Annotated in this window: 13 protein-coding genes; 7 read left to right on the top strand and 6 right to left on the bottom strand. The window is 61.3% G+C overall.

Going from position 1 to position 24,234, the window contains the following annotated elements; translation table 11 throughout:
- Positions 1–470: 470 nt before the first annotated feature.
- The 3 genes from actP to acs all read right to left on the bottom strand — a co-directional run bounded on the left by actP (position 471) and on the right by acs (position 4,481).
- Positions 471–2,123, bottom strand: coding sequence for a cation/acetate symporter ActP (gene actP / locus ACJ8PI_RS16300; RefSeq protein ID WP_041037522.1), 1,653 nt, complete (start codon positions 2,121–2,123; stop codon positions 471–473).
- Positions 2,120–2,431, bottom strand: a complete 312-nt coding sequence (locus ACJ8PI_RS16295; RefSeq protein WP_004930047.1) for a DUF485 domain-containing protein — start codon at positions 2,429–2,431, stop codon at positions 2,120–2,122. Before ACJ8PI_RS16295 ends, actP begins: the two co-directional genes overlap by 4 nt.
- A 91-nt stretch (positions 2,432–2,522) precedes the next feature.
- Positions 2,523–4,481 (bottom strand): acetate--CoA ligase, encoded by a 1,959-nt coding sequence (acs, locus tag ACJ8PI_RS16290; protein WP_033655143.1) that lies wholly within the window; start codon positions 4,479–4,481, stop codon positions 2,523–2,525.
- A 900-nt stretch (positions 4,482–5,381) separates the two neighbouring features.
- On the opposite strand from acs, the gene gltP reads away from it, so the two are divergent.
- The gene (gene gltP / locus ACJ8PI_RS16285) at positions 5,382–6,698 is read left to right on the top strand and encodes a glutamate/aspartate:proton symporter GltP (protein ID WP_015376334.1); all 1,317 of its coding nucleotides are present in this window, start codon (positions 5,382–5,384) and stop codon (positions 6,696–6,698) included.
- Positions 6,699–6,971: 273 nt separating this feature from the next.
- The gene (locus tag ACJ8PI_RS16280; protein ID WP_164134904.1) at positions 6,972–8,315 is read left to right on the top strand and encodes a condensation domain-containing protein; all 1,344 of its coding nucleotides are present in this window, start codon (positions 6,972–6,974) and stop codon (positions 8,313–8,315) included.
- A gap of 42 nt (positions 8,316–8,357) precedes the next feature.
- Here ACJ8PI_RS16280 and ACJ8PI_RS16275 read toward each other — a convergent pair whose 3' ends face one another.
- Entirely contained in the window at positions 8,358–11,453 is a 3,096-nt protein-coding gene (locus ACJ8PI_RS16275) for an amino acid adenylation domain-containing protein (protein WP_164134903.1), read from the bottom strand.
- 64 nt (positions 11,454–11,517) lie between these two features.
- On the bottom strand, positions 11,518–13,128 hold the full coding sequence (locus ACJ8PI_RS16270; RefSeq protein WP_060439184.1) for a condensation domain-containing protein: 1,611 nt from the start codon (positions 13,126–13,128) through the stop codon (positions 11,518–11,520).
- Positions 13,129–13,662: 534 nt separating this feature from the next.
- Here ACJ8PI_RS16270 and ACJ8PI_RS16265 point away from each other — a divergent pair.
- The 3 genes from ACJ8PI_RS16265 (at position 13,663) to ACJ8PI_RS16255 (ending at position 20,024) form a co-directional block, all read left to right on the top strand.
- Positions 13,663–15,756: a TonB-dependent receptor gene (locus ACJ8PI_RS16265; protein WP_033655147.1), complete on the top strand. Its 2,094-nt coding sequence runs from the start codon at positions 13,663–13,665 to the stop codon at positions 15,754–15,756.
- A 78-nt stretch (positions 15,757–15,834) separates the two neighbouring features.
- Entirely contained in the window at positions 15,835–18,744 is a 2,910-nt protein-coding gene (locus ACJ8PI_RS16260; protein WP_060439183.1) for a condensation domain-containing protein, read from the top strand.
- Between the two features lie 47 nt (positions 18,745–18,791).
- Positions 18,792–20,024, top strand: coding sequence for a YncE family protein (locus ACJ8PI_RS16255; protein ID WP_033636746.1), 1,233 nt, complete (start codon positions 18,792–18,794; stop codon positions 20,022–20,024).
- 58 nt (positions 20,025–20,082) lie between these two features.
- Here the strand turns inward: ACJ8PI_RS16255 and ACJ8PI_RS16250 are convergent, their stop codons facing one another.
- On the bottom strand, positions 20,083–22,365 hold the full coding sequence (locus ACJ8PI_RS16250; protein ID WP_060439182.1) for a TonB-dependent siderophore receptor: 2,283 nt from the start codon (positions 22,363–22,365) through the stop codon (positions 20,083–20,085).
- 284 nt (positions 22,366–22,649) lie between these two features.
- On the opposite strand from ACJ8PI_RS16250, the gene fes reads away from it, so the two are divergent.
- Together fes and ACJ8PI_RS16240 are read left to right on the top strand one after the other, a co-directional pair.
- Positions 22,650–24,023, top strand: coding sequence for an enterochelin esterase (fes, locus tag ACJ8PI_RS16245; protein WP_072264937.1), 1,374 nt, complete (start codon positions 22,650–22,652; stop codon positions 24,021–24,023).
- On the top strand, positions 23,998–24,204 hold the full coding sequence (locus ACJ8PI_RS16240; protein ID WP_033636748.1) for an MbtH family protein: 207 nt from the start codon (positions 23,998–24,000) through the stop codon (positions 24,202–24,204). The genes fes and ACJ8PI_RS16240 overlap by 26 nt, the downstream gene beginning before the upstream one ends.
- The last annotated feature ends 30 nt before the right edge of the window (positions 24,205–24,234 follow it).

Here is a 24,234-nt window from a genome sequence, read left to right as displayed (position 1 = left end):
CCGATGGTAGTGTGGGGTCTCCCCATGCGAGAGTAGGACACTGCCAGGCATCAAATAAAACAACAAGCCTCATGCGAAAGCATGGGGCTTTTTGTTTTGTCTGTTATCTGGCGTTCTGCACGAGCATGGGCATGCGAAAGGCCCGTCGGGAACGGGCCTTAACGCCGCTCGCGGCGGCCCCGGAGGGGAGAGTCTCAGGATGAGACGAATTGTGTAGGACAAATCCGCCGGGAGCGGATTTGAACGTTGCGAAGCAACGGCCCGAAGGGGGGCGGGCAGGACGCCCGCCATAAACTGCCAGGCATCAAACCAAGCCGAAAGCCCTGAACTGACGTTCAGGGCTTTTTGCTATGCGTAAAAACGCAAAAAAGCGCAGCTACACTGCGCTGTTTCTCCGACAAAACAGCCAGAGAAAAGGCCCCGAAGGGCCTTTGATTAGGGTGTGTTTGCTTTTTTCACTTATTATTCGGTCAATGCGAGCTGCCCTGAGAGATGCCCAACCCGGTTTGCGAACGGACAAACTGAGCCCGGAAGCGTTCCCGCTCTTGCTGCCCGGCCAGCGAGCTGTCGGTGATCGAGAATAGCCAGGTACCGACAAAGGCGACAATCATCGAGAACAGCGCCGGATATTCATACGGGTAAATCGGTTTTTCATGGCCGAGGATCTGCACCCAGATCGTCGGGCCGAGGATCATCAGAATCACTGCCGTCAACAGGCCCAGCCAGCCGCCAATCATCGCGCCGCGAGTGGTCAAACGCGACCAGTACATCGACAGGATGATGATAGGGAAGTTACAGCTGGCGGCGATGGAGAACGCCAACCCGACCATAAAGGCGATGTTCTGCTTCTCGAACAAGATCCCCAGGGCAATGGCGACAATGCCTAGCACTACAACGGTGATCTTGGATACTCTCAGTTCGTCGCGCTCGGTTGCCTTGCCGTTTTTCATCACGCTGGCGTACAGATCATGGGAAACGGCCGAGGCGCCGGCCAGCGTCAGGCCTGCAACGACCGCCAGAATGGTGGCGAAGGCCACCGCCGAGATAAAGCCGAGGAAGAAGTTGCCGCCAACGGCATTGGCCAGGTGCACCGCCGCCATGTTGGTGCCGCCCAGCAGCGCGCCGGTGGCGTCTTTGAACGCCGGATTGGCGCTGACCAACAAGATGGCGCCGAAGCCGATGATAAAGGTCAGGATATAGAAATAACCGATAAAACCGGTGGCGTAGAACACGCTCTTGCGCGCTTCTTTGGCGTCACTCACGGTGAAGAAGCGCATCAGGATGTGCGGCAGACCGGCGGTGCCGAACATCAGCGCCAGGCCGAGCGACAGCGCGGAAACCGGATCGGACACCAGGCCGCCTGGGCTCATGATGGCGATGCCTTTCGGATGCACCTTCACCGCTTCGGCGAACAGGGTGTTGAAGTCGAAGTTAACCGACTTCATCACCATCAGCGCCATAAAGCTGGCGCCGGACAGCAGCAGCACCGCCTTGATGATTTGCACCCAGGTGGTGGCCAGCATGCCGCCGAACAGCACGTACAGCACCATCAGGATACCGACCAGGATCACCGCCACGTGGTAGTTGAGCCCGAACAGCAGCTGGATCAGCTTGCCGGCGCCGACCATCTGCGCGATCAGATACAGCGCCACCACCACCAAAGAGCCGCAGGCCGACAGGGTGCGGATCGGTTTCTGTTTTAGGCGGTAAGAGGCGACATCGGCAAAGGTATAGCGGCCGAGGTTGCGCAGGCGCTCCGCAATCAGGAACAGAATGATCGGCCAGCCGATGAGGAAGCCGATGGAATAGATTAGGCCATCATAGCCCGAGGTGTAGACCAGGGCGGAGATGCCGAGAAACGAGGCGGCAGACATGAAGTCGCCGGCGATCGCCAACCCGTTTTGCAGGCCGGTGATGCGCCCGCCCGCGGTGTAGTAATCCTGACGGGAACGGGTGCGTTTGGACGCCCAATAGGTGATGTAGAGCGTGGCGCCGACAAACAGGATAAACATCACGATCGCCTGGATGTTCAGCGGCTGACGATGCACTTCGCCGCCGATGGCTTCGGCACAGGCCAGACCGGGCAGCAACAGCAGCGCGGTGGCAGAGAATAAGCGCTTCATTGTTTCACCTCACGCAGAATTTCTGCGGTGAGGCGATCGAACTCGCCGTTGGCGCGAAACACGTAGATCCCGGTCAAGACGAAAGAGATCACGATCAGCCCGACGCCGACCGGGATCCCGCGGGTGATGGTCGATCCGGCGGCGATCGGCGTGCCGAGCCATTGCGGATCGAAGGCGATCAACAGAATAAAGCCGACGTACAGCGCCAGCGTAATCAGCGAAAGCAGCCAGGCGAACCGGCCGCGTTTTCTCACCAGCTCTTTAAAGCGCGGGTTTTCTTCAATCCCTTGATAAATGGTGTCATTCATCAGAGTGTCTCCAGTCGGTATTGAGAGATTACGCCGCGCCAGGGCCGCTCAACGGCGCGTTATCCGAATGAACGGCCTGAAGCGGCGTAAATTATGACGGCACTTTCATTGATTGTTTTTCTTCCAACAGCTTGTCGACTACGGCCGGATCCGCCAGCGTGGAGGTGTCCCCCAGGTTGCTGGTGTCGCCGGCGGCAATTTTGCGCAGGATACGCCGCATGATCTTGCCGGAGCGCGTCTTGGGCAGCGAATCTGTCCAGTGCAGCACGTCCGGCGTGGCGATCGGCCCTATCTCTTTGCGCACCCAGTTGCGCACTTCGGTATAGAGCTCCGGCGTCGGTTCTTCGCCGTGGTTCAGCGTGATGTAGGCGTAGATCGCCTGGCCTTTGATGTTATGAGGAATGCCGACCACCGCGGCTTCGGCGATTTTCGGGTGCGATACCAGCGCAGACTCGATCTCGGCGGTGCCCAGACGGTGGCCGGAGACGTTCAGCACGTCGTCGACGCGGCCGGTGATCCAGTAGTAACCGTCCTCGTCGCGACGGGCGCCGTCACCGCTGAAGTACATACCTTTGAAGGTCGAGAAGTAGGTTTGCTCGAAGCGGTCATGATCGCCGAACAGGGTGCGTGCCTGGCCCGGCCAGGAGTCGACGATCACCAGGTTGCCTTCGCAGGCGCCTTCCTGCGGTGTGCCGACGTTATCGACCAGCGCCGGCTGTACGCCGAAGAACGGCCGCGTGGCGGAACCGGCCTTCAGCTCGGTGGCGCCCGGCAGCGGGGTAATCATGAAGCCGCCGGTTTCGGTTTGCCACCAGGTGTCGACGATCGGGCACTTTGCGTTGCCTATCTTGTTGTAGTACCACTCCCAGGCTTCCGGGTTGATCGGCTCGCCGACCGAGCCCATGATGCGCAGCGAATCGCGTCGGGTGCCTTCGATCGCCTTGTCGCCTTCGGCCATCAGGGCGCGAATGGCGGTTGGTGCGGTATACAGAATGTTGACCTGGTGCTTGTCGATCACCTGCGACAGGCGATTGACGCCCGGATAGTTAGGCACGCCTTCGAACATCAGCGTGGTGGCGCCGCAGGCCAGCGGGCCGTACAGCAGATAGCTGTGGCCGGTAACCCAGCCCACGTCGGCGGTGCACCAGTAAATGTCGCCGTCGTGGTAGTCAAACACATATTTAAAGGTCATCGCGGCGTACACCAGGTAGCCGCCTGTGGTGTGCAGCACGCCTTTCGGTTTGCCGGTCGAGCCTGAGGTGTACAGGATAAACAGCGGATCTTCGGCGTTCACTTCTTCCGGCGGGCAGTCGGCGGAGACGCCCTGGATCAGCTCATGCCACCACAGATCGCGCCCTTCCTGCCAGTAGCCCGGCTTCCCGGTGCGTTGGAACACCACCACGTTGGCGACGCTGACCACGCTGGGATTTTTCAGCGCATCATCGACGTTCTTTTTCAGCGGCACGGCGCGGCCGGCGCGCAGGCCTTCATCGGCGGTGATCACCAGCTTGGCGTTGGAGTCGATAATGCGCCCGGCGACCGCTTCCGGCGAGAAGCCGCCGAAGATCACCGAATGTACGGCGCCGATGCGCGCACAGGCCAGCATCGCGACCGCCGCTTCCGGCACCATCGGCATATAGATAGCCACCACGTCGCCCTTTTTCACGCCGAGCTTTTTCAGCACGTTGGCGAACTGGCAGACGTCATGGTGCAACTGTTTGTAAGTCACTTTTTTGGATTGGGTCGGGTCATCGCCTTCCCAGATAATGGCGGTTTGGTCGCCGCGCTCGGCCAAATGGCGATCCAGACAGTTGGCCGCCAGGTTCAACGTGCCGTCTTCAAACCAGCGAATGCTGACGTGGCCCGGATCGAACGAGGTATTTTTAACTTTGGTATAGGGTTTGATCCAATCCAGGATTTTGCCATGCTCACCCCAGAAAGCCTCTGGGTCTTGAACCGACTGTTGATAATACTCTTGGTATTGTGCCGGATTAATCAGGGCGCGTTCTGCAATTGCAGAAGGAATAGCGTGTTTATGCAGTTGGCTCATAGCTTTTCTCCTTGAAGTTGTTAATGATATGTCAACTGAAGGTTAAGTATAGTTTGCTACGATTCTTTGTTTCTTTTTTGCGCGGCAGATCACGCAACAAAGATATTGATTTGTAATCGTTCTGTCGCATTTGCAGGGCATATCTATCTCTTTGGTGCTTAAATCCCCATAAACCCGCATTTTTAACCAAAAACACTTATATAAAGAACAAAAAAGAATAAACAAAGACGGGGGTAACTGCCTCGATATTAATAGATACGCGCAGGGTCATAATTATTTCTCGCTATAAATCTTTTTGGATTATTTTTCGCTATTAATATTCGAAGTTGGTATTAACACCATATAACGATGGACGACACATCGTGAAATAACGTTTTATTAACCTTAATTCCTGATGAAAGGTCGGATGATGCCTTATGGCATTCGCTCTGCGATATCGTTCGTTTTTTAATCTGAATATAAAGTGGCGCTGCATTTATGGCCGAAAGTGTCACTCGGTCAATTCTCATTTATTTGACTTTTAAGTAACAAAATATAAACATTTTATGCGGATTAAATATGCAGAATGGGTGAAAAATAACGCATTTTAATGGCGTTCAAAAAATCGTCGCCGGCGTGCTTGTGTGCTTCTTTGTATGAAAAATTATGTTTTTAATAACAAGCAATTATGCCGCTTGAAATAGTAACGCGAAATTTTTGTTATTGGATTCAGCGCTCAACCCTGACAAATCAAGGCTTGCAGAGCATGCCGCCCGGATGATACAGATTTATACTGCGTCGCACCCAGGGCAGGTGAACGCTTCCACTGAATTAACATAAGCCTGTAATAAATGATTAAGTATTCTTTTCGCCGTGTTGCGACTTTGTACGGCGAAAAGGGTCTTTGAGGACTTTTTGGGTATGAAAAGTGTAAAAATTAGCCTGGCTTGGCAAATCCTGATCGCGTTGGTACTGGGTATTATTGTTGGCGCGGTATTGCACAACCAGACCGAATCTCGTGAGTGGCTGGTGAGTAATATTCTCAGCCCGGCGGGCGATATCTTTATTCGTCTGATCAAGATGATTGTGGTGCCGATCGTTATTTCCACGCTGATCGTCGGTATTGCCGGCGTGGGCGATGCGAAAAAGCTGGGCCGTATCGGATTGAAAACCATTATCTACTTCGAAGTGATCACCACCGTCGCCATCGTGGTGGGGTTGACGTTGGCCAACGTATTCCAACCCGGCCACGGCATCGATATGTCGACGCTGACCACGGTGGACATTTCGCAGTATGAGAAAACCACCGAACAGGTGCAAAGCGGTTCGCACAGCCTGGTGGCGACCATTCTGTCGCTGATCCCGTCGAACGTCTTCTCGTCGATGGCCAAGGGCGACATGTTGCCGATTATCTTCTTCTCGGTGCTGTTCGGTCTGGGGCTGTCGTCGTTGCCGAAAGAGACCAAAGAGCCGCTGCTGAAGGTGTTCAAGGCGGTGTCCGAAAGCATGTTCAAAGTCACCCACATGATCATGCGCTATGCGCCAATCGGGGTGTTTGGCCTGATTGCGGTCACGGTAGCCAACTTCGGTTTCGCTTCGCTGCTGCCGCTGGCCAAACTGGTGGTGCTGGTGTACTTCGCCATCGCGTTCTTCGCCCTGGTGGTGCTGGGGGCGGTCGCCCGGCTGTGCAACCTGCGCATCTGGACGCTGATCCGCATCCTGAAAGACGAACTGATCCTGGCTTATTCCACCGCCAGCTCGGAAACGGTGCTGCCGCGCATCATCGAAAAGATGGAGGCTTACGGCGCGCCCAAGTCGATCACCAGCTTCGTGGTGCCGACCGGCTACTCCTTTAACCTGGATGGCTCGACGCTGTACCAGAGCATCGCCGCCATCTTTATCGCCCAGCTGTACGGCATCGAGCTGTCGTTGGGGCAGGAGATCGTGCTGGTGCTGACGCTGATGGTCACCTCGAAAGGGATCGCCGGCGTGCCGGGCGTCTCGTTCGTGGTGCTGCTGGCCACGCTGGGCAGCGTCGGCATTCCGCTGGAAGGCCTGGCGTTCATCGCCGGCGTGGACCGTATCCTGGATATGGCGCGCACCGCGCTGAACGTCGTGGGTAACGCGTTGGCGGTATTGGTGATCGCCAAATGGGAGCACCAGTTCGATCGCAAGAAGGCGCTGGCCTACGAAACGGAGTTTCTGGCGCAGAAGGTGAAGCCGGCCAATCAGGCCTAATCGCCGAGTCTCGCCGATGTTAAAAACGCCCCGGGCAGTTGTGCCGGGGCGTTTTGTTTTTATGGCCCTTCAACCTGCCGCTTTCTTTTCTTTGCCCTATTGCGCGACTTGCATCCCCGCTTAACAGAATCTAAAGTGTTACCAAATTAATAGAAATGATAATAGATGTTATTATCATTTTCATTTGATGATGTATGGAGACACGCAAAAGCCGTTGAACGGCGGGTTATGCCCGTTCGGCGTCTTTATTCGGGCTTATCAAAGGTAGGTAACATGTCGGACACCGCTTTGGCCTCTGAATGGTTGCCGCTGGCGCCAGCGCAGCTTGATTTCTGGGAAGAACACACCTTGCACCCCGGGCAGACCCTGTCCACCGTCGCACACTGCACCGAACTGTGCGGCGCAGTAGAGGAAGAGACGCTCTGCCGGGCGATCGCCACTACCCTCGCCGAGACGCAGGCGTTTGCCCTGCGCTTTGGTGAGCGGCGTGGCGACGCTCCTCCGCCGTTACGGCACGATCCACAACGCATACCGCCATTACAACGCATCGATCTGCAAACGCACGGCGATCCCTGGCAGGCGGCGCAAAGCCTGATGCGCGAAGATATCGCGCAGCGCCGGGCGCTGGACAGCGAGCCGCTAGCCGCCGCCTGGCTGCTCAAGCTGGGGCCGGAGCGCTACCTCTGGTACGTGCGTGCGCACCATATTCTGGTTGATGGCTTCGGCATGGCCTTGATTGAACACCGCTGCGCCGCGTTGTATGCGCACTATCTGGGTGAAGGCAGCGCGGGTATTCCCTTAGGCGCCTTTGACGCCTTTCAACAGGCCGAGCTGGCCTACGCTGATTCTGAGCGATGCGAGCGCGATCGGCGCTTTTGGCAGAGCTATCTGCCGCCGTCGCAGGCGCTGCCGACGGTGCGCAAGGGCGGTGAGGCCTATGGCGTGCGGCGTCTAAGCACCCACCACCGGCTGCCGGCGGCGGTATCGCAACGGCTGGCACAGCTGGCGGAACGCAGCGGCATCAATTGGCCCGACTTGCTGGTGGCGCTGTCGGCGGCCTGGCTGTTTCAGGTGATGCCGCGCGACACCCGACAAGGCGATACGCTGCCGATGTGGATGCCGGCGATGAATCGCCGCGGGCAGGCTGCCACCAACGTGCCTTCGCTGGCGGTCAACACGCTGCCGCTGCTGGTGTCGCCACCCCCGTCGGCGACGCTGGGAGATTTTCTGATGACGATGGCGCAGCAACTGCGGGAGCTGCGCAGCCACGCCGGCTACCGCCTGCGTCAACTGGCCGCCGATCGCGGCGTGGAGCCAGACTCGCGCTTCTTTATTTCTCCTTTCATCAACGTGCAACCCTTCGATGCGCCCCGGTTTACCGGCTGCAGCGGCACCCGCCGCGTATTGGCCGGCGGTTCGGGCGACGGTTTTAATCTGACTTATCGCGGCCGCACCGACGCCCGCGATCTGCAGGTCGATATCGATATTTATCTGGAACAGTTCCCGACGGAGGATGTGCTGGACTATGGCGAGGCGCTGCAAGAGTTTCTGTTGCGCGCGCTGCAGCGGGAAGCCTGGGAACAACCGCTGGCGGCTCTGACGGCGTTGCCTGCCTGATAAAGTGCGGGCGGGGGATGTCCCCGCCCGAGTTTTATGGCATCAATTGGCCAGCAATGCCGCCACTTCGCGCGCGTTCTTGCATGGCAGGAGCGAACTGCTTACCAGCCGGGTGCCGAAAGCGTCATTGAGGCGCTCCGCCACCTGTTTGATATGCGGCAACTTCAGCCCCATGGTGATAAACGCCGTCTCTTCCCCCCATTCCGGGCGTGGCGTTACGCCGATCGCCTGCCAGTAAATAGTCAGGATCTCTGCGCTGCGCGCCAAAGGCGCGTTCGGCGGCGGCGCCGCACAGGCGTTCAGCGCCGGCGCGGTTTGCTGGTCGCTCAGGTCGGCGCGGATGCGATGGCGGTCGGTTTTGCCGTTGGCGGACAGCGGCAGCGCCTCGGCATGGATAAAGCGCGTGGGAATATGGGTGCAGGGCAGATAGCCGGTGGCGAAGGCGCGGATCTCGGACAGCGGCAGCGGTTTGCCGTCGCGGGTCAGATACAGGGCGCCGAGCGCCGCTTCGTTGTTCTCTCCACTGGGATAGTCCACCACCACCATATCCAGGATCGCCGGATGGCGGCGCAGCACATCTTCGATTTCCGGCAACGAGACGCGCACGCCGCGGATCTTCACATACCCGTTCACCCGGGTGGCGAACATGATGTTGCCGTCCGCACGGTAGTAGCCCTGATCGCCGGTGCGGAAAGCGCGCAGCGGTTGCCCGTCCGGCCCTTCGAGGGTGACGAAGTCATGCTGCTTCAGCTCCCCCTGCTCCAGATAGCCCAACGCCAGGTTGACCCCGGCGGTATGAATGCGGCCGACCACGTCGGCCGGGCAGTGGCTGCCGTCGTCATGGCAGATGAAGTAGCGGTTGGCCGGCAGCGGGCGGCCGTAAGGCACGGTGCCGCTCTCCTGCGGGGCGATCGGGTGCCAGATGCTCCAGATGGTGGTTTCGGTCGGCCCGCCGAGCGAGAACAGCGCGAGATCCGGGCGCAGGGTGCGCAGGGTTTGCACCGTCGCCGGCTTGATGTAGTCGCCGCCTTGCGCCACCAGGCGCAGCGAACGCAGGCTGTCGGCCGTTTTGCAGGTGAGCAGCATCTCCAGAATGGCGGGCACCGAACACCACAGGGTGACCCGGTGCTTTTCCACCAGCTGGTTCCAGCTGATGGCGTCCTTTTCCTGATGCGGCGCCGGCAGTACCAGCGTGGCGCCGGCGCACAGCGAACCGAACAGATCGAACATCGACATGTCATGGTGCGGCGGCGTGACGGAAATGAAGACGTCGTCGGCAGTGACCGCCCAGCGTTGCTGAGTCTGGTGGACGACGTTGGCGGTGGCGCGGTTGTTGAGCACCACGCATTTGGGTTTACCGGTGGTGCCGGAGGTATACAGGTAGTAGCTCGCGGCCTGGCTGGCGCTGCGTTCCGCCAACGTCTGTTCATCCGGCAGCGCAGGCGCGCGATCCGTCGGCGCCAGCAGGGCCGCCGGCGTTACGCCGATCGGCGTCTCCAGATCGCCGCCGTGCACCACCAGCGTCGGCCGGCAGTTTTCCAGCAGGTAGGCGGTGCGCTCCGGCGGCGAGTTGATATCGACAGGCACCCAGATCACGCCCTGCAGGGCGCAGGCGAGGCTGAAGATGATCTGTTCCGGGCTGCGCGGCAGATACAGCGCCACCACGTTGCCCGGCTGCACGCCGCGGCTCTGCAGGTTGGCGATCGCCGTGGCGATCCGCTGGCCCAGTTCGCGGTAGGTCAGCGTCTGTTCGCCGCAGATCAGCGCGTTGCCGCCGTTTTGTACGCCAAACAGCCGCTCGGCCAGCTGCGCCAAATAAGGATAAGGTGCGTAATTCGCTTCGCTGTCGTTGTGGCGGTAATGCGTCAGATCGATGAAGTCCCGCGGCGCGATCGCCAGGTCGGCCCGTTGACAGCTGTGCAGGATGCGTCGCTGCAGTGCCGCCAGCATGGCTTCTACCTGCTCGCCGTGCAGCGCCTGCTCGGCGTAGTCCACGCACAGCTGCAGGTTTTTTTCGCTGTCCAGCGTCAGGCGAATGTCGATGGCGACCTGCGGCGTTTGGGTCAGGCCGTCGTGGAAGCGCACCGGCGCCTCGGCCGGCAGCGTTTCCCAGCCCAGGCAGTTGGTCAGGATCACCGGCAGCGCCGGGCCGCCCTGGCTTTGGCCGAGCAACTGCCGCGCCAGATCGACGCCGGAAAACGTCAGGTGGTCGAGCGCGCCGAGCACGTCGTCCTGTAAGGCTTGCGCGCGCTGGATAAAGTCTTCGCCGTGGCGGGAATAGTGCACCGCCACGAAGCTGGAGGCGTTGCCCAGAGCGCCGTCGGCGGCGGGGAACGCTACCGGCACGCCGACGCACAGCTCGCCGTCGGTGGTCCAGTGGGCCAGCGTATCGAGGATCAGCGCCGACAGCAGGCTGTTGCGCAGCAGCGCATGCGGCGATCCCAGACGGCCAAGCCGTTTTATCGTATCGCGCGGCAGCGTCAGGCTGGCGCGGCGATAGCGCGACGAGGTGAGATTGGCGAGCGGGGCGCGCCACGGCAACGCCGACGGCGTGGTGACATCCTGCAGCTTTTCGCGCCAGTAGGCGGCGTCGGCCTGGCGCTGCGCCGCCGATGCGGTGGGGAGCGGCAGCGCGGCGGCGGTCGGCGTCAGAGGGCGATCGTCGAACAGGCGTGCGATCACGGTGGAGATCCCTTGGCCGTCGAGGATCAAGGCATCGAAACTGGTAAAGATCAGCGTATCGTACGGCGATCCCGTCGGATCCTGCTGTTCGGCAAGTTGGATCACGGCGATGCGCCACAGCGGTTGGCTCGGATCGTGGCGCTGGTGGGAGTAACGCTCGCGCAGTTGTTCGACCTGGCGCTGCGCCGCTTCGCCATCAAGGGCGCGCAGATCGTGACGATCCAGATGCAGCGTCACCTCCGGGCGTACGTGCTGCGTGCCGCGCTGCACATCAATGCAGGTGCGCAACGCCGGGTAGTGCTGTACCAGCTCGGTCAGGCGCGCTTCAAAGCGCGGCATATCCGGCTGCCGGGCGCGGTATTCGCGAAAGTCGTGCATCGCCACGCCGCCGAGCGGCCATCGATCGCTGCGGCCCAGAAGATAGGCCTGCTGCAGTGCGGTTAATGCTGTCTCCATGGTACTTCCCTATAGTCGCTAACCGATTAAAACGAGCCGGGCGCCGCGCGCCCGGAAACCGATCTCAGTGCTGCGGCGCCAGCGCGGCGAGCAGCGTTTTCGCATGCCGTCCTGCCTCGGGCGAGCGTTGGCAGATCAGCGCCGCCAGCGCCGCAGGGGAGGAATGCGCCGCCAGATCCTGTGCCGTCAGCGCCGCCGCCAGATACTTGTTGAGCACCGTCAGCAGCGCGTTCACCCCGGCATCCGGCAAGGCCAACCGGCGGATATCGTCGTGGTCGCGCAAGCCGGCCCCGGGGGCCACCCGCGCCAGCAGCCGATGCAGCACCTGGCGCACCGGTGCCTGCTGCGCCAGCGCGTCGGGCGTGCATTGCGCCAACAGCTGCGACAGCGGGCGATCGAACGCCTCCGTTTGCCGCGCGGCCAAGTGCAGCAGCGCCAGGTAACAGGCCAGCAGGCGTGGCAGCACCTGCTCGGGGAACGCATCCAGCCGCACGTCCCAGTTGATCAGAATGCCGTCGTCGACGTGGGCGACCTGCGCATCCAGCGCCACCTGCGGCCCCTGAGAGATGACCCAGCCGAGATGGCCGAAGGTGTCGGTGACCCGTTCGGAAAACAGCGTCTTGCCGCGGATGCCGAAACCGGCGGTAAACACCACCGGCGAAGGCTGCAGGCTGCCGTGCAGGCGCGACAGATCGCGCATCACGCTCACGCCGGGGTAATCCGCATGCTCGATCAGCTCCGCCAGCTGCGTCATCAGGCGCCGGCAGAAGGCGCTCAGATTTTCCGTCGGGTTCAGCTCCACGCCGAGCAGCACCAGGTTAGAGAAATCGCCGATGAGGCGATGCGCGTCCTCCCGCTCGCTCTCGCGGTGGAACAGCGGCACGTTGAGCCGAAAGCGCGTCATGTTCCAACCCTGGCCGACGGCCAGCGCGAACAGCGCTAAAAACAGCGTCGAGAGCGAGGTGTGGTGCCGTTTGGCGACGTCCTCCAGTGCGCGGCTTTCTTCCGCATTCAGCTGTATGGCCAGGCGATCGCTGCGGCAGCGGTCCGGCGTGCGCAGCAGGTGCGGCGCCGGTGGCACCTGCGCCAGGCGCTCACGCCACCAACGCTGGCCGCGTTCGCGCCGCTGGCGTAGCGCCTCGTCGGCGTCGCGTTGTTCGAGGTGATCGAAGTAGGCCGGCGGCATGTCATGGGGGGGCGCCGGTGGGCACTGGTGATAAAACGCCGTCAGATCTTCCATCAACAGGCGAAAGCTCATGGCATCGCCGGCGATCATATCGAGATCGACATGCAGGCGGCTGCGCCCTTCCGGCAACAGGCTCAGGCTGATATCGCAGGGCACGCCCTGCTCCAGCGGCAGCAGCTGGGTGCTTTTCGCCTGGCGTTTGGCGGCGAGCGCGGCCGCCAGCGTCGCTTCATCGGCATGTTGCCAGTCGTCGATATGCAAGGTGTGCCGGGGGCCGGGAGGCGCGATCGTCTGCCGGCCATCATCGGTAATGCGCAGGCGCAACAGCGGATGATGCAGGTACAGCGCATCAACGGCCTGGCGTAGTCGGACGAGATCCAGCTCGCCGCCGTCGAATTCCGCATACAGGTGGGCGGCCATGCCGCCGAGGGGAGGAGCGGACTGTCGGCCTACCCAATAGGCGGCCTGCATCGTGGTCAAAGCTTTCATCGGGTATCCATTTTGATTCAGCCAACGAGACTGCAAGAATATATCCAAATGTTAATAGGAATGAAAATTATTATTATTTAATCCATTTGGCGCGAAGGTGCTATTTATAAGGGGTTTTAGCGATGCCGGGCAGGTAGGGCTTTGGAGGTGAATAATTTATCTATATTATTCTTAGCATTGAAATGATTGCTTGTTATTGCAGCGCTTGTTTTACCTGCAAAAATATAAGGCTTTCTGGCTGTTTCCGTGCTCGGCTCCTCATCTTTGTTGATAATGATTTGCATTAGAAAATGCAAAATATTATCATTCTTAACACTCTTTTACGTTTTTATACAAGCTGCCGGCCGCTTCGCCGGCGGCTTGGCCGTGGACGGGGCCGCGCTCGTTTGGCCGCGAAAAACATGGGTTTGCCGCAGGGATAAGCAACAGCAAGGCCGGGAAGGCCGCAGCGTCATGGTCTGTGTGAGTGTCGATGTAGGTTGTGTAAAAAAAATCAAATTTTGTGCACCTCTGGGATGAAAGGAGAAGACATCTATGGGCAAGCATTTTGCGGCTCAACGGCATGAAAGCGTAGGAAACGGGGAAAAAGCGGGGATGAAAGCCATTGGGGCGTTTTCCTCCGTATTTTTAGGGGTTTGTTCACTGGCGATCGGTAACGTCAACGCGGCGGAAACGAAGAGCAACGAAACCTACCAGGACGCGGAAACGCTGCTGGTTACCGGTGAGAAGATCAAACGTTCCATTTTTGACACTGGTTCCAGCGTCGAAGTGTTCGACAGCAACCGCATCGCCTCGATGCCTAATGCGACACAGGTTCCCGATTTGCTGCGCATGACCCCCAACGTAGTGGATGTCGGCATCGGCAACGATCTGCCAACCGTGCGTGGCGTTGACGGCTCCGGCCCGACCACCGGTGCTGGCGCTTTCCTCAGCGGCACCCGCCCACGCCTCAATCTGTCGTTGGACGGCCGTTCGCTAACCTATAACGAACAAGCCTACGGACCGCAATCGCTGTGGGATCTGGATCGCGTTGAAGTGTTCCGCGGCCCACAAAGTTATATTCAGGGGCGTAACGCCATCGCCGGTGCCATCGTCATGGCCAGTAAAGATCCGACCTTCGAATGGGAAAGCGCCTTCAAGGGCGGGGCTGGCAATCAGCACTCTTCACAGTTGGCGGCCATGGCGTCCGGCCCGCTGGTGGAAGATCAGCTGGCGTTTCGCGTCAGCGTCGATCGCCAGCGCCGCCGCAGCGATGCTGACCTGCCGGCCTATGAGCCAGTGGGCGATCCGCGCGAAGTGGAAGCCACCACCGCCCGCGCCAAGCTGCTGTTCAATCCGGCCGGTTTGCGCGATCTGACCACCAAACTGACCTTTAACCACTTCGGCAGCTCCGCGCCGCAAAACGAAAGCCTCAACCCGCAACCGCATCCTGCGAGTGCGCGTCACGACATCCGCCGGCCGGTGTTCAAAAGCAATGTGAACAGCGGTATCTGGGATCTGGCCTGGGAGGCCTCCGATGGCCTGGCGTTGGAAAACCGCGTTATCTATACCGATTTCAACATTAACCGTGCCACGGCTTATAAGCTGCCGTACGCCGACATCGGCGGCAAAGAGGTGCACGTGGAGCCGGTGGTGCGCTTCGGCGGCGCGGACAGTCGCCTGCACGGGCTGGCGGGGCTGCGTTATTTTCACGCCAAGCAGGATGAGTTCGTCAATATCTTCGGCGGCGCGACGTTTAAAGATAAAACCGACACTAACTCGGCCTTCGCTGAGTTGACCTATGCGCTGACGCCGCAGGTGGACGTGACTGCCGCCAGCCGTCTGGAACGCGAACATCGCCAACGCAACGGTGGCAGCCAGGCGGTGCGCATCGACTTCGATGAAACCTACACCGTGTTCCTGCCGAAGTTGGACGTGGCCTGGAAACCGACGGACACTCAAACCTACGGTGCCAAGATCGCGCGCGGTTATAACGCCGGCGGCGCGGGCATTACTCTCAGCAGCCCGATCGTCAGTTACACCTACGGTTCCGAGTATGTCTGGAACTATGAGCTGTACACCCGTCATCATCTGAAAGACGCCAACGTGGTGCTGACCAGCAACGTGTTCTACAACGATTACAAAGACATGCAGCTGCCTTATTACTTGGGTGAAAACTCCAGCGTGATCCGTAACGCCGACAAGGTGGAAACCTACGGCGCGGAAATCGGCGCCACTTGGCAGCCGCGTTGGGACTTCGAGCTGTTCGGTAACGTTGGTCTGCTGAAAACCAAGATCAAAAAGTTCTCGGGCAGCGGCGTGGAAGGGCATGAATTGGGACGCGCGCCGGCTTACACCGCCAACATGGGCGCCAAATATCAGTTCCTGAAAGGGTGGGAAGTGAGCACTAACGTGGCGTTCTCGGACTCCTATTACTCGGCGTATGACAATGATTCGCGCGGGCGCATAGGTTCCTACTGGTCGGCTAACGCCCAACTGGCCTACACCTTCGCCTATGGGCGCGCCACGCTGTTTGCGCAAAACCTGTTCGACTCCGAGCGCCGCATTATGGTTGGTGGCAACGACATCTACACCGCGACGCAGCAGCGCCCGCGCATGGTCGGCGCGGCAGTTGAGCTGAATTTCTAACGCTATCGTGATGACGGGGGACGAATGTCCCCCGTTTTATGCGCTATCCCGGCACGGCCGGGCAGAGGAGATAACGCAGTGATCGGTGATTTTGACAGCATTCTGAGCGATGAAGAGGCCCAGCGGCTGGAGAGCGCGTTTCAGGCGCTGGGCGCGGCGTCGGCGAGCGGCGAGCGGCCGGTAAGCGAAGCCGAAGAACGGGCATGGTTTGCCCATCTGCAGCAGGGTGACGCACGCGGGCAGCGGGCGTTGGCCTGGCGTTTGACGGGGGATGTGGATATCGCCCAATTGACGGCGGCGCTGCAGGCGCTGGTGCGGGAAACGCCGGGCGTGGACGTGCGCTACGTTTTTGATGACGAAAACGGCCTGGTGAAACGCCCCGCCGGCTCGGCGCCGTTGCCGTTGAGCCTTCGTCAGGTGGCGGACGAACAACAGGCCATTTGTCGCCTGCTGCAAGCGCAGGCAACGCCGTTTGTACTGGAAAGCGAAGCGCCGCTGCGCTGCCTGGTGTTGCTCACGCCGGGCGATAACGTGATTTTGGGCGTGGTCTTGCATGACATCCTGGCGGAAACGCTGCCGTGGCGTCATCTGCCGGCGATGCTGTCCGCCCGTTATAACGGGGACGCGATGCCTCTGCCTTTCGCGGCGGAGCCGGTCGAGCTGGCGGAAACTCCGGAGCCGCAGCTGCCGTGGGTGCGCCAGGCGGTCTCACTGCAGGATTATCGCAGCCCGGCGCAGCGCGCTGAAGCCTTACCGCCGGTGGGCGCGCGCGTGGTCACGCGCATTGCGCGCTCGCTGTTGCCCGCCAACGACACGCCGCGGGCGCTGCTGGCGGCGGTGGCGGCGCGGTTTGCCGAGTTCGTCGCCGCGCAGGCCGGCGGCCAAGCGGTGCAGCTGTGCGTGCCGGCGGCGGATACGGCAGAGTGCGTCGGCCTGGAGCTGGGCCTGACGGCGCCGCCGCTGATGCGCCTGACCGTGCAGCATGGCGAGGGCGACATCGGGCAGCGGCTGCTGGCGCAAACCGTGGCTGAACAGCCGGACCCGCAACGGGCGCAGCTGCTGGTGGCCTGGCGCGACGATCTGGCCGCAGAGTGGCGGCTGGAAGGCGTTCACGCCGAACGCCTGTTGCTGCCGCCGCTGCATACGCCGTTTGAGCTGGCGCTGCTGCTGGGGTTGCCGGAGGCGGAAGCGCTGACGCTCGAGTTGGTCACCGATCCGCGCCTCTCTCCGCATGTGGCGCCTTTCCTGCTGGAGCAGTTCAGCGCCTTCCTGGCCGGGCAGCGGATTGCCGTCGCATTGCCGGCGGCTGAGTCCGTTTCCCCGGCGATGGCCGCGCCGGCGGCGAACGGCGACGCGGACGAAAGCGTTGCACCGCTGATTTTGCAGGAGTTCCGTGAGGCGCTGGTGGCGCCGGAAATGACCCTGGATGAAGACTTCTTCGATCGCGGCGGCCATTCGCTGGTGGCCACCCGGGTGATCGGCCGTTTGCTGAGCCTGCATCAGATCGAAATCAACATTAACGACCTGTTCAGCCATCCGACGGCGCGCGGGTTGGCGGGTTATGCCAAACGCCTGAACGTTGCGCAGCCGAATGCCGCGGTGGCCACCGCCGACGATCATGATCGGGCGCAGGCACCGCTGTCGCTGGCTCAGGAATCGCTGTGGAAGGTGTATGAAGCCTTCGGCCATGACGAGATTTTCAACCTGCCGTTCTCTCTGCGCTTCTTCGATGCGGTGGATGAAACGGCGCTGCGTCAGGCGTTTATCGACGTCATGACTCGCCATACCGTGCTGCGTTCACGCTTCGTCGAGCAGCAGGGCGCGGTGGTGCAGGTGGTGGTGCCGGCCGCCGAGCTGCCGGAGTACCAGTGGTTCCGCTTCTCCCACGAGACGCCGGCGGGCAACGCCGCCGCCCTGTTGGCCGACGCCGGCCAGCACCGGTTCGATCTGGCCGCCGAGCTGCCGCTGCGCGTCACGCTGCTGCGCGATGCGGACAACGGTCAGCAACTGCTGTCGCTGCTGTTCCACCATGTGGTGCTGGATGAATGGTCGCTCAACCTGATGATGGATGAATTGGGCGTCGCCTACCGCCATCGCGTCGTCGGCCAGGCGCCGCAGTGGAGCGGGCAGCCGCCGCAGTTCCACACCTTCGCCCGGCAGCAGCGGGCCTCCGGGGTGCAGCAGCAACATCTGGACTACTGGCTCGACGCGCTGCGCGGCGCGCCGGTCGGCCAGCCGATCTTCCGGCAAGAGCCATCCACCCACCCGGCGGTGCCGGCACCGGCGGACGTCAACGGCGGCTGGCTGGAGTTCGAGGTCGATCCCGCCGTGGCGGAAGGCCTGTATCAGCTCGCCCGCCGCAACAACGCTTCGCTGTTCAACGTGGTGTATGCCGGGATTACCTCGGCGCTGCACCTGCTTGGCGGCCCGGCGGATCTGTTGGTGGGCACCTCGACCTCCGGCCGTAACGACGCCGAGTTCTTCGATACCGTCGGCTACTTCACCACCGTGGTGGTGCACCGCGTGCGCTTCGACGAGGGGCTGACGGTGGCCGGGTTGGTCAGCCAGGTGAAAAACACCATCAACGGCTCGCTGCCGTACACCGATATTCCAATCGATCTGGTGGAGGAAGGGTTGTTCGGCGTGGACGCCGACCGCAAGAACCACATGTTCGAAGTGTTTATCCAGATCCACAGCCGCATCAAGCTGAACGGCGAGTTCCGGCTGCAGGACGGCAGCGCGATCGCCTACCGCCAGGTGGAGCCGGAAAAAGCCGAGTCGCTGCTCGGCCTGCAGTTTGAGGTGATGGAAGACGATCTGGCCGGGGCGAAATCCCTGCGGGTGATGATGACCTACCGCCAGGATCACTACAGCCGGGAGCAGGCCAATCTGATCGCCGACGGCGTTCAGCACGTCTTTACCCAGTTTGCGCAGCACATCGCTGGCGATATCGCTCTGGCGGCGCTGCCGCCCGGGCCGCAGGCATGACGTTGTTTCACTCTAACCGAAAGCATGATTTTCAAGGAGATAAAAGGATGTCTGGAACCCTAGCAACCCCGCGCGCGTTACTTTCGCTGCTGGTGGCGGCCTCTCTGGTGGTCGCCGGCGCTGCGCAGGCCGACGATGCCGGCATCAAACCGCAGGACATCAAGCGCGAGGCGCTGTCGTCGGCGGTGGTGGAGATGGCCTACAGCACCTCGCAACAGGCGCTGTTCGTCAGCGCGCCGGACTGGAAGGAAGAGGCGCGCTCCCGTGTGCTGCGGCTGGATCCCAACACCCTGGCGATCAAGGCGGAGATCCCGCTGCAGGTGAAAGGCTTCGGCGTGGCGCTGAACGATGCGGGCAATCGCCTGTACCTGACTCAGGGCTTCAACGGCGAAGTCGGGGTGGTGGACACCACCACCAACCACGCGCTGGGCAGCATCAAGCTGCTGGACAAAGCGGTGCTGGAGCAGGCCTACAAGCAGGCGGGCATCAGCGGCAAGCGCCTGGACTTCCTGCTGGCGGAGTTGAAGAAGTTCAAAATCACCGAGGACTACCTGTACCGCATTCGCGAGATCAAGTATGACGCGCAAAGCGGCCGCCTGTTCCTGCCGGGGCTGGGCTTTGGCGTCGACAGCGTGCTGTACGTGGTCGATACCAAGGCCGGCAAGCTGGAGAAAGTGATCCCGGGCTTCGGCTACAACGCGGTGGGTATCACATTGGATGAGAAGGGCCGCCGGGTATTCGTCTCCAACATGCAGGGGCAGGTGATCACCCTGAACGCCGACACGCTGGCGATCACCGCCACCCACGAAGTGCAGGCCGATCAGCTGCTGAATCTGGTGTATGATCCGGCGAGCAATCGTCTGCTGGGTGTCGATCAGGGTATCGATCGCGATAACTACCGCAATCATCATCTGGGGCACGACTACGTGAAGCGCAGCAGCGGCCACCGGGTATTCGCGCTGGATGCGGACAGCGGCAAGGTACTGGCCAGCGAGCTGACGGATGAGGTGCCGATCGGCCTGCTGCTCGACGAGCGCAGCCAGCGGCTGTACGTCGCCAACCGCAAAGGCGTGCGCGTGGATCACGGCGCCGGGACGCTGACGGTGTTCGACGCCAAGACGCTCAAGCGCCTGCAAACCGTAGATCTGCCGCCGCACCCTAACAGCCTGGCGTTGGATCCGAAAGGCGACGCGCTGTTCGTGACGGTGAAAAACGACGGCGCTTCCACCAAGGCCGGCAAGCCGGAAAGCGTGGTGCGTATTCAGCTGCACACCAACTAACTGAATATAAATATAAAAAAGGGGCGCCGCGGCGCCCCTTTGTCATTGGGTCATGTCATCAGAAGTGGGTGTTGATGCTCATGTAGTAGGTGCGGCCCGGTTCGTTGTAGGTGGCCGCGCCTGCACCGGCGATGTTGATCGCGCCGGTGTTCGGATCGCCCACGTTCTGCGCGTTGCCGGCGCGGAACTGGCGTTTGTCGAACAGGTTATCGATGCCGGCGGTGAGGCTGACGTTTTTGGTCAGGTCATAGGTCGCGCTGGCGCCGACGACGGCATAAGGGCTGACCTCGCGGGTTTCGCCGCCGGTGGCCGGTTTACCCTGGTAGTTGTACTTCTTCGGCTTCTGACGGCCGTACCAGGTCAGGGTGGACTGCATCGACAGATCCTGCGTGGCCTGCCAGCTGAGGGTCGAGTTGACGGTGAACTTCGGGATCACCGACAGGTAATCGCCGGTGGTCTTGTTCTTGTTCTCGATCATGTAGGTGGCGTTGTTGCTCCAGGTGACGGTCTCGCTGACCGGCACGTTCAGCGAGCCTTCCAGCCCTTGCACCACCGCTTTCGGCACGTTTTCCCACTGATAGACCGCCGTGCCGGTGCTGCTGGTGGCGATGCGAGAGTTACCCGCCTCAATCTTGTTGTGGTAATCGTTGCGGAAGTAGGTCACGCCGGCCAGCCAGCCTTCGTTATGGAATTCCAGCCCGATCTCTTTGTTGACGCTGGTCTCCGCCTTCAGATCGTCGTTGCCCAGCAGGTAGCAGCCGTTTTTGGTATCGCTGCCGGCACATCCCTGACCTTTGCTGTACAGCAGATAGTTGCCGTTGGTCTGGAACAGCGTCGGCGCTTTGTAGGAACGCGCGATGCCCATCTTCAGCGTGAAGTAGTCGCCCAGTTCCTGCGACAGGTTCAGCGCCGGGCTCCAGTTATTGCCGGATTCCGAATGCAGATCGTAGCGCAGGCCCGGCGTCAGCATGGTGGTGTCGGTCAGTTCAATGTTGTCTTCGGCGAACAGCGAGAAGATATGCGCGGAAGCATAAGGGCTGCGCGTACCGTTAGTCATGCCGGGAATGGTGCCGCCCATCAGCGTTTGACTGGTGGAGGTGCCGTCCTTCATCCGCTGCTGGGTCCACTCGGTACCCAGCGTGGCGGTCTGGGCAACGCCCAGTTCAAACGGCACGCTGACTTCGCTGTGCGCCAGGAAGTCGTCCAGCTTGGTGGTGCCGAAGCCGGTGTTTTTGGTGTCGAAGATGCCTTCGGTGCCGCCGGCCAGCCCTTCGTTCAGGCGGGTGTTGCGGGTGCGCTCAAACTGCACGTAGTTGTTGGTGCTCACGCCGTTGTCCCAGGCGCCGCGGTGGGTCAGGCCGAAGGTTTCACGGTAGATGCGGTTGGTCTCTTCGCCGTAGTTGCTCTGCACCAGGGCGTTGGTGTTGGTGTTCTGGGTATCGCCGGCGTACAGGTTGCCCTGGCGGCCGTAAGCGTACTCGAACTCCAGCGACTGCAGATGGGCGAAGTCCCAGTGCAGCAAGGCGTCGATATTTTTATCGACCACCCCTTCGCGCCCGGCCGGGACGCTGTTGGCGTAGGCGCCGACGCGTTCGGACTTATGCGATTCGTTAATGTCCCAGGCGTCGGCCTGCGTTTTGCTGTAGCCGCCGAACAGACGGAAGCTCAGGGAATCGCTCAGTGGGCCGGACAGGCTGAAGTCGGTGCGTTTGGTGGCGCCTTCCTGCTTGTGCTGCGGCACGTTGAAGTAGCCGTTCAGCGAGCCGTGCAGCGCATCGCCGGCCTTCTTGGTGATGATGTTGACCACGCCGCCCGCGGCGCCGTTGCCGTAGCGCGCCGCGGCAGGGCCGCGCAGCACTTCGATGCGCTCGATCATTTCCGGCGGCACCCAGGCGGTATCGCCGCGCGAGTCGCGCTCGCCGCGCCAGCCCTGACGCACCGAGTTGCGGCTGGAGGCCGGTTTGCCGTCGATCAGAATCAGGGTGTTTTCCGGGCCCATGCCGCGGATATCGATCTGGCGGTTGTTGCCGCGCTGGCCGCTGGTGGAGTTGCCGGTCAGGTTAACACCGGGCATGGTGCGGATCAGTTCGCTGATGTCGCGCGCCGGCGGGCGTTTCTTGATCTCATCGGCGGTGATGGTGGACACCCCAGGCGCCTGCAGGTTCTGCCGGGCGGCGGTCACGACGATGGTGTCTTCGCCGCGCGGCTTTTTATCCGCGGCGCCGCTGTTTTCTTCCGTGGTGGGGGTATCGGTCTGCTGCGCGGCGTTGGCGAACGCGGACGCGCCCAATCCCAAGCCGATAAGAGTGGCTAAAGAATAACGTGATAGCTTGCTTTTCATTTGAGTGTCCTACCTTGCTGCCATCCCTCGCCGAACGGGGGGAAGGGCGGTTGTAGTTTTTGTGTAGTCGGAAATAGAAAATCGGCTGCGGCAAGGGATGCCATTGATATATCCCCGATCCCTGTCCGTTGCGCGCAATACCAGCACGATCTCCAAGCCTTACACACTATTGCAAATGCAAATTATTATCAATAGTATTTGGCGTACAGTGCGTTCGGGCGGTGGCCGGCGATAGGGAAAAGTCGACGTTCCCGGTGCCGCCAACTACAAAATGGGTAGGCGTTGTGAATACAGAACTACAGTCAGAAAGCAGCAGATTATTGGCCAGCAGCAATGCGGGTAGTCCAGGATGGTGGTTGACGGTGGCACGGCGCGGTACGCCATGGGTAGAACCGGCGGGTAATGGCCGCTGGCGAACCACCTTTTTCTGGCGCGATCCTCAGGGATGCGAATTGACCTCCGCCTACCGCCGCGTGTGGATCAACATCAACTGCCTGACCGACCATCACCAGCCGAATCCGCCGCAAAGCCTGCAGCGTTTGGCCGGCACCGACGTGTGGTACTGGCAGACCGAGCTGAGCGGCGCCTGGCGCGGCAGCTACTGCTTTATTCCCTGCTTTGACGAGCGGCCGCCGGCGTTCAGCGGCGACGATGCGCACGCCAACATGCACAACCTGCGCCACTGGTGGCACCAGGTGTTCGCCAGCGCCACCCCCGATCTGCTCAACCCGTATCGCTCCTGGCAAAGCGCCAGCGGCCACAGCGTCTCCGGCCTGCACATGCCGGATGCGCCGCCGCAGCCGGTATGGCGTTCGTTCGACGAGTATGAGATCGCCAGCGGGCGCTGCACGCCGCCGCTGCCGGCGCGTTTGCAGCGCCATACCTGGCAGAGCGAGCGCCTGGGCAACAGCCGCGACGTTTGGATCTACACCACCGGCGACAGCAAGCCGGCCGAGCGTCCGTTGGCAATCCTGCTCGACGGTCAGTTCTGGGCGAAGCAGATGCCGGTCTGGGAGCCGCTGATGCAGCTGACCCGCGAGGGAGCGTTGCCGGAAGCGGTGTATGTGTTGATCGACATCATCGATCTGCCGCACCGGGCGCGAGAATTAACCTGCAAGGACGATTTCTGGCTGGCGGTGCAGGAAGAACTGATGCCGCAGCTGGCCGACTGGGCGCCGCACAGCGACAAACCGGCCGATACGGTGGTGGCGGGGCAAAGCTTTGGCGGCCTGGCTTCCCTGTATGCCGGGCTGCGCTGGCCGCAGTGCTTCGGCGCGGTAATTACCCAGTCCGGTTCCTACTGGTGGCCGCGGCGCGACATGCTGCAGCTGCCGAGCATCCCCGACGACGCCTGCTGGCTGATGCAGCAGGTGGAACGGCATGGCCTGGGCAACCACGGTGCGCTGAAGGTATTTATGGAAGCCGGTTCGCAGGAAAAGCTGGTGCATCGGGTCAGCGGCGAAATGGCGGCTCGCCTGAGCGACGCCGGCCATCGGGTGCACTACCGGGTGGTGGAAGGCGGGCACGACGCGTTGTGCTGGCGCAGCGGCCTGACCGACGGGCTGCAGGCGGTCTGGGCCTCCGCTTTCGCCACCGCTTATCCGGCATCGGCGACGGCACGAGGAACACATGATGGAAAGCCTGAATCCGTTCGATGATCAACAGCAGCGCAGCCTGGTGCTGCGCAACGTACAACAACAATACAGTTTGTGGCCGGATTTCCGCGCCATTCCGTCCGATTGGACGATCGTCTTCGGCCCGGCGGCGCGCACCGCGTGCACCGAGTGGCTGGAACAGCATTGGCAAGACATTCTGCCGGTCGCAGCAAGCAAGGCGTGACCGGCGCCAGGTAATCACGGGAGCAATAAG

Source organism: Serratia sp. CY82433, assembly GCF_052166535.1.
GTDB lineage: Bacteria > Pseudomonadota > Gammaproteobacteria > Enterobacterales > Enterobacteriaceae > Serratia > Serratia sarumanii.
This window is presented reverse-complemented; position numbering and strand designations above follow the sequence as displayed.

Coding starts and splice junctions, on each gene's coding strand:
- ACJ8PI_RS16250 (WP_060439182.1), bottom strand. CDS start 22,365: ATGAAAAGCAAGCTATCACGTTATTCTTTAGCCACTCTTATCGGCTTG.
- ACJ8PI_RS16255 (WP_033636746.1), top strand. CDS start 18,792: ATGTCTGGAACCCTAGCAACCCCGCGCGCGTTACTTTCGCTGCTGGTG.
- ACJ8PI_RS16280 (WP_164134904.1), top strand. CDS start 6,972: ATGTCGGACACCGCTTTGGCCTCTGAATGGTTGCCGCTGGCGCCAGCG.
- gltP (WP_015376334.1), top strand. CDS start 5,382: ATGAAAAGTGTAAAAATTAGCCTGGCTTGGCAAATCCTGATCGCGTTG.
- actP (WP_041037522.1), bottom strand. CDS start 2,123: ATGAAGCGCTTATTCTCTGCCACCGCGCTGCTGTTGCTGCCCGGTCTG.
- ACJ8PI_RS16270 (WP_060439184.1), bottom strand. CDS start 13,128: ATGAAAGCTTTGACCACGATGCAGGCCGCCTATTGGGTAGGCCGACAG.
- ACJ8PI_RS16265 (WP_033655147.1), top strand. CDS start 13,663: ATGGGCAAGCATTTTGCGGCTCAACGGCATGAAAGCGTAGGAAACGGG.
- ACJ8PI_RS16240 (WP_033636748.1), top strand. CDS start 23,998: ATGGAAAGCCTGAATCCGTTCGATGATCAACAGCAGCGCAGCCTGGTG.
- ACJ8PI_RS16275 (WP_164134903.1), bottom strand. CDS start 11,453: ATGGAGACAGCATTAACCGCACTGCAGCAGGCCTATCTTCTGGGCCGC.
- ACJ8PI_RS16295 (WP_004930047.1), bottom strand. CDS start 2,431: ATGAATGACACCATTTATCAAGGGATTGAAGAAAACCCGCGCTTTAAA.
- acs (WP_033655143.1), bottom strand. CDS start 4,481: ATGAGCCAACTGCATAAACACGCTATTCCTTCTGCAATTGCAGAACGC.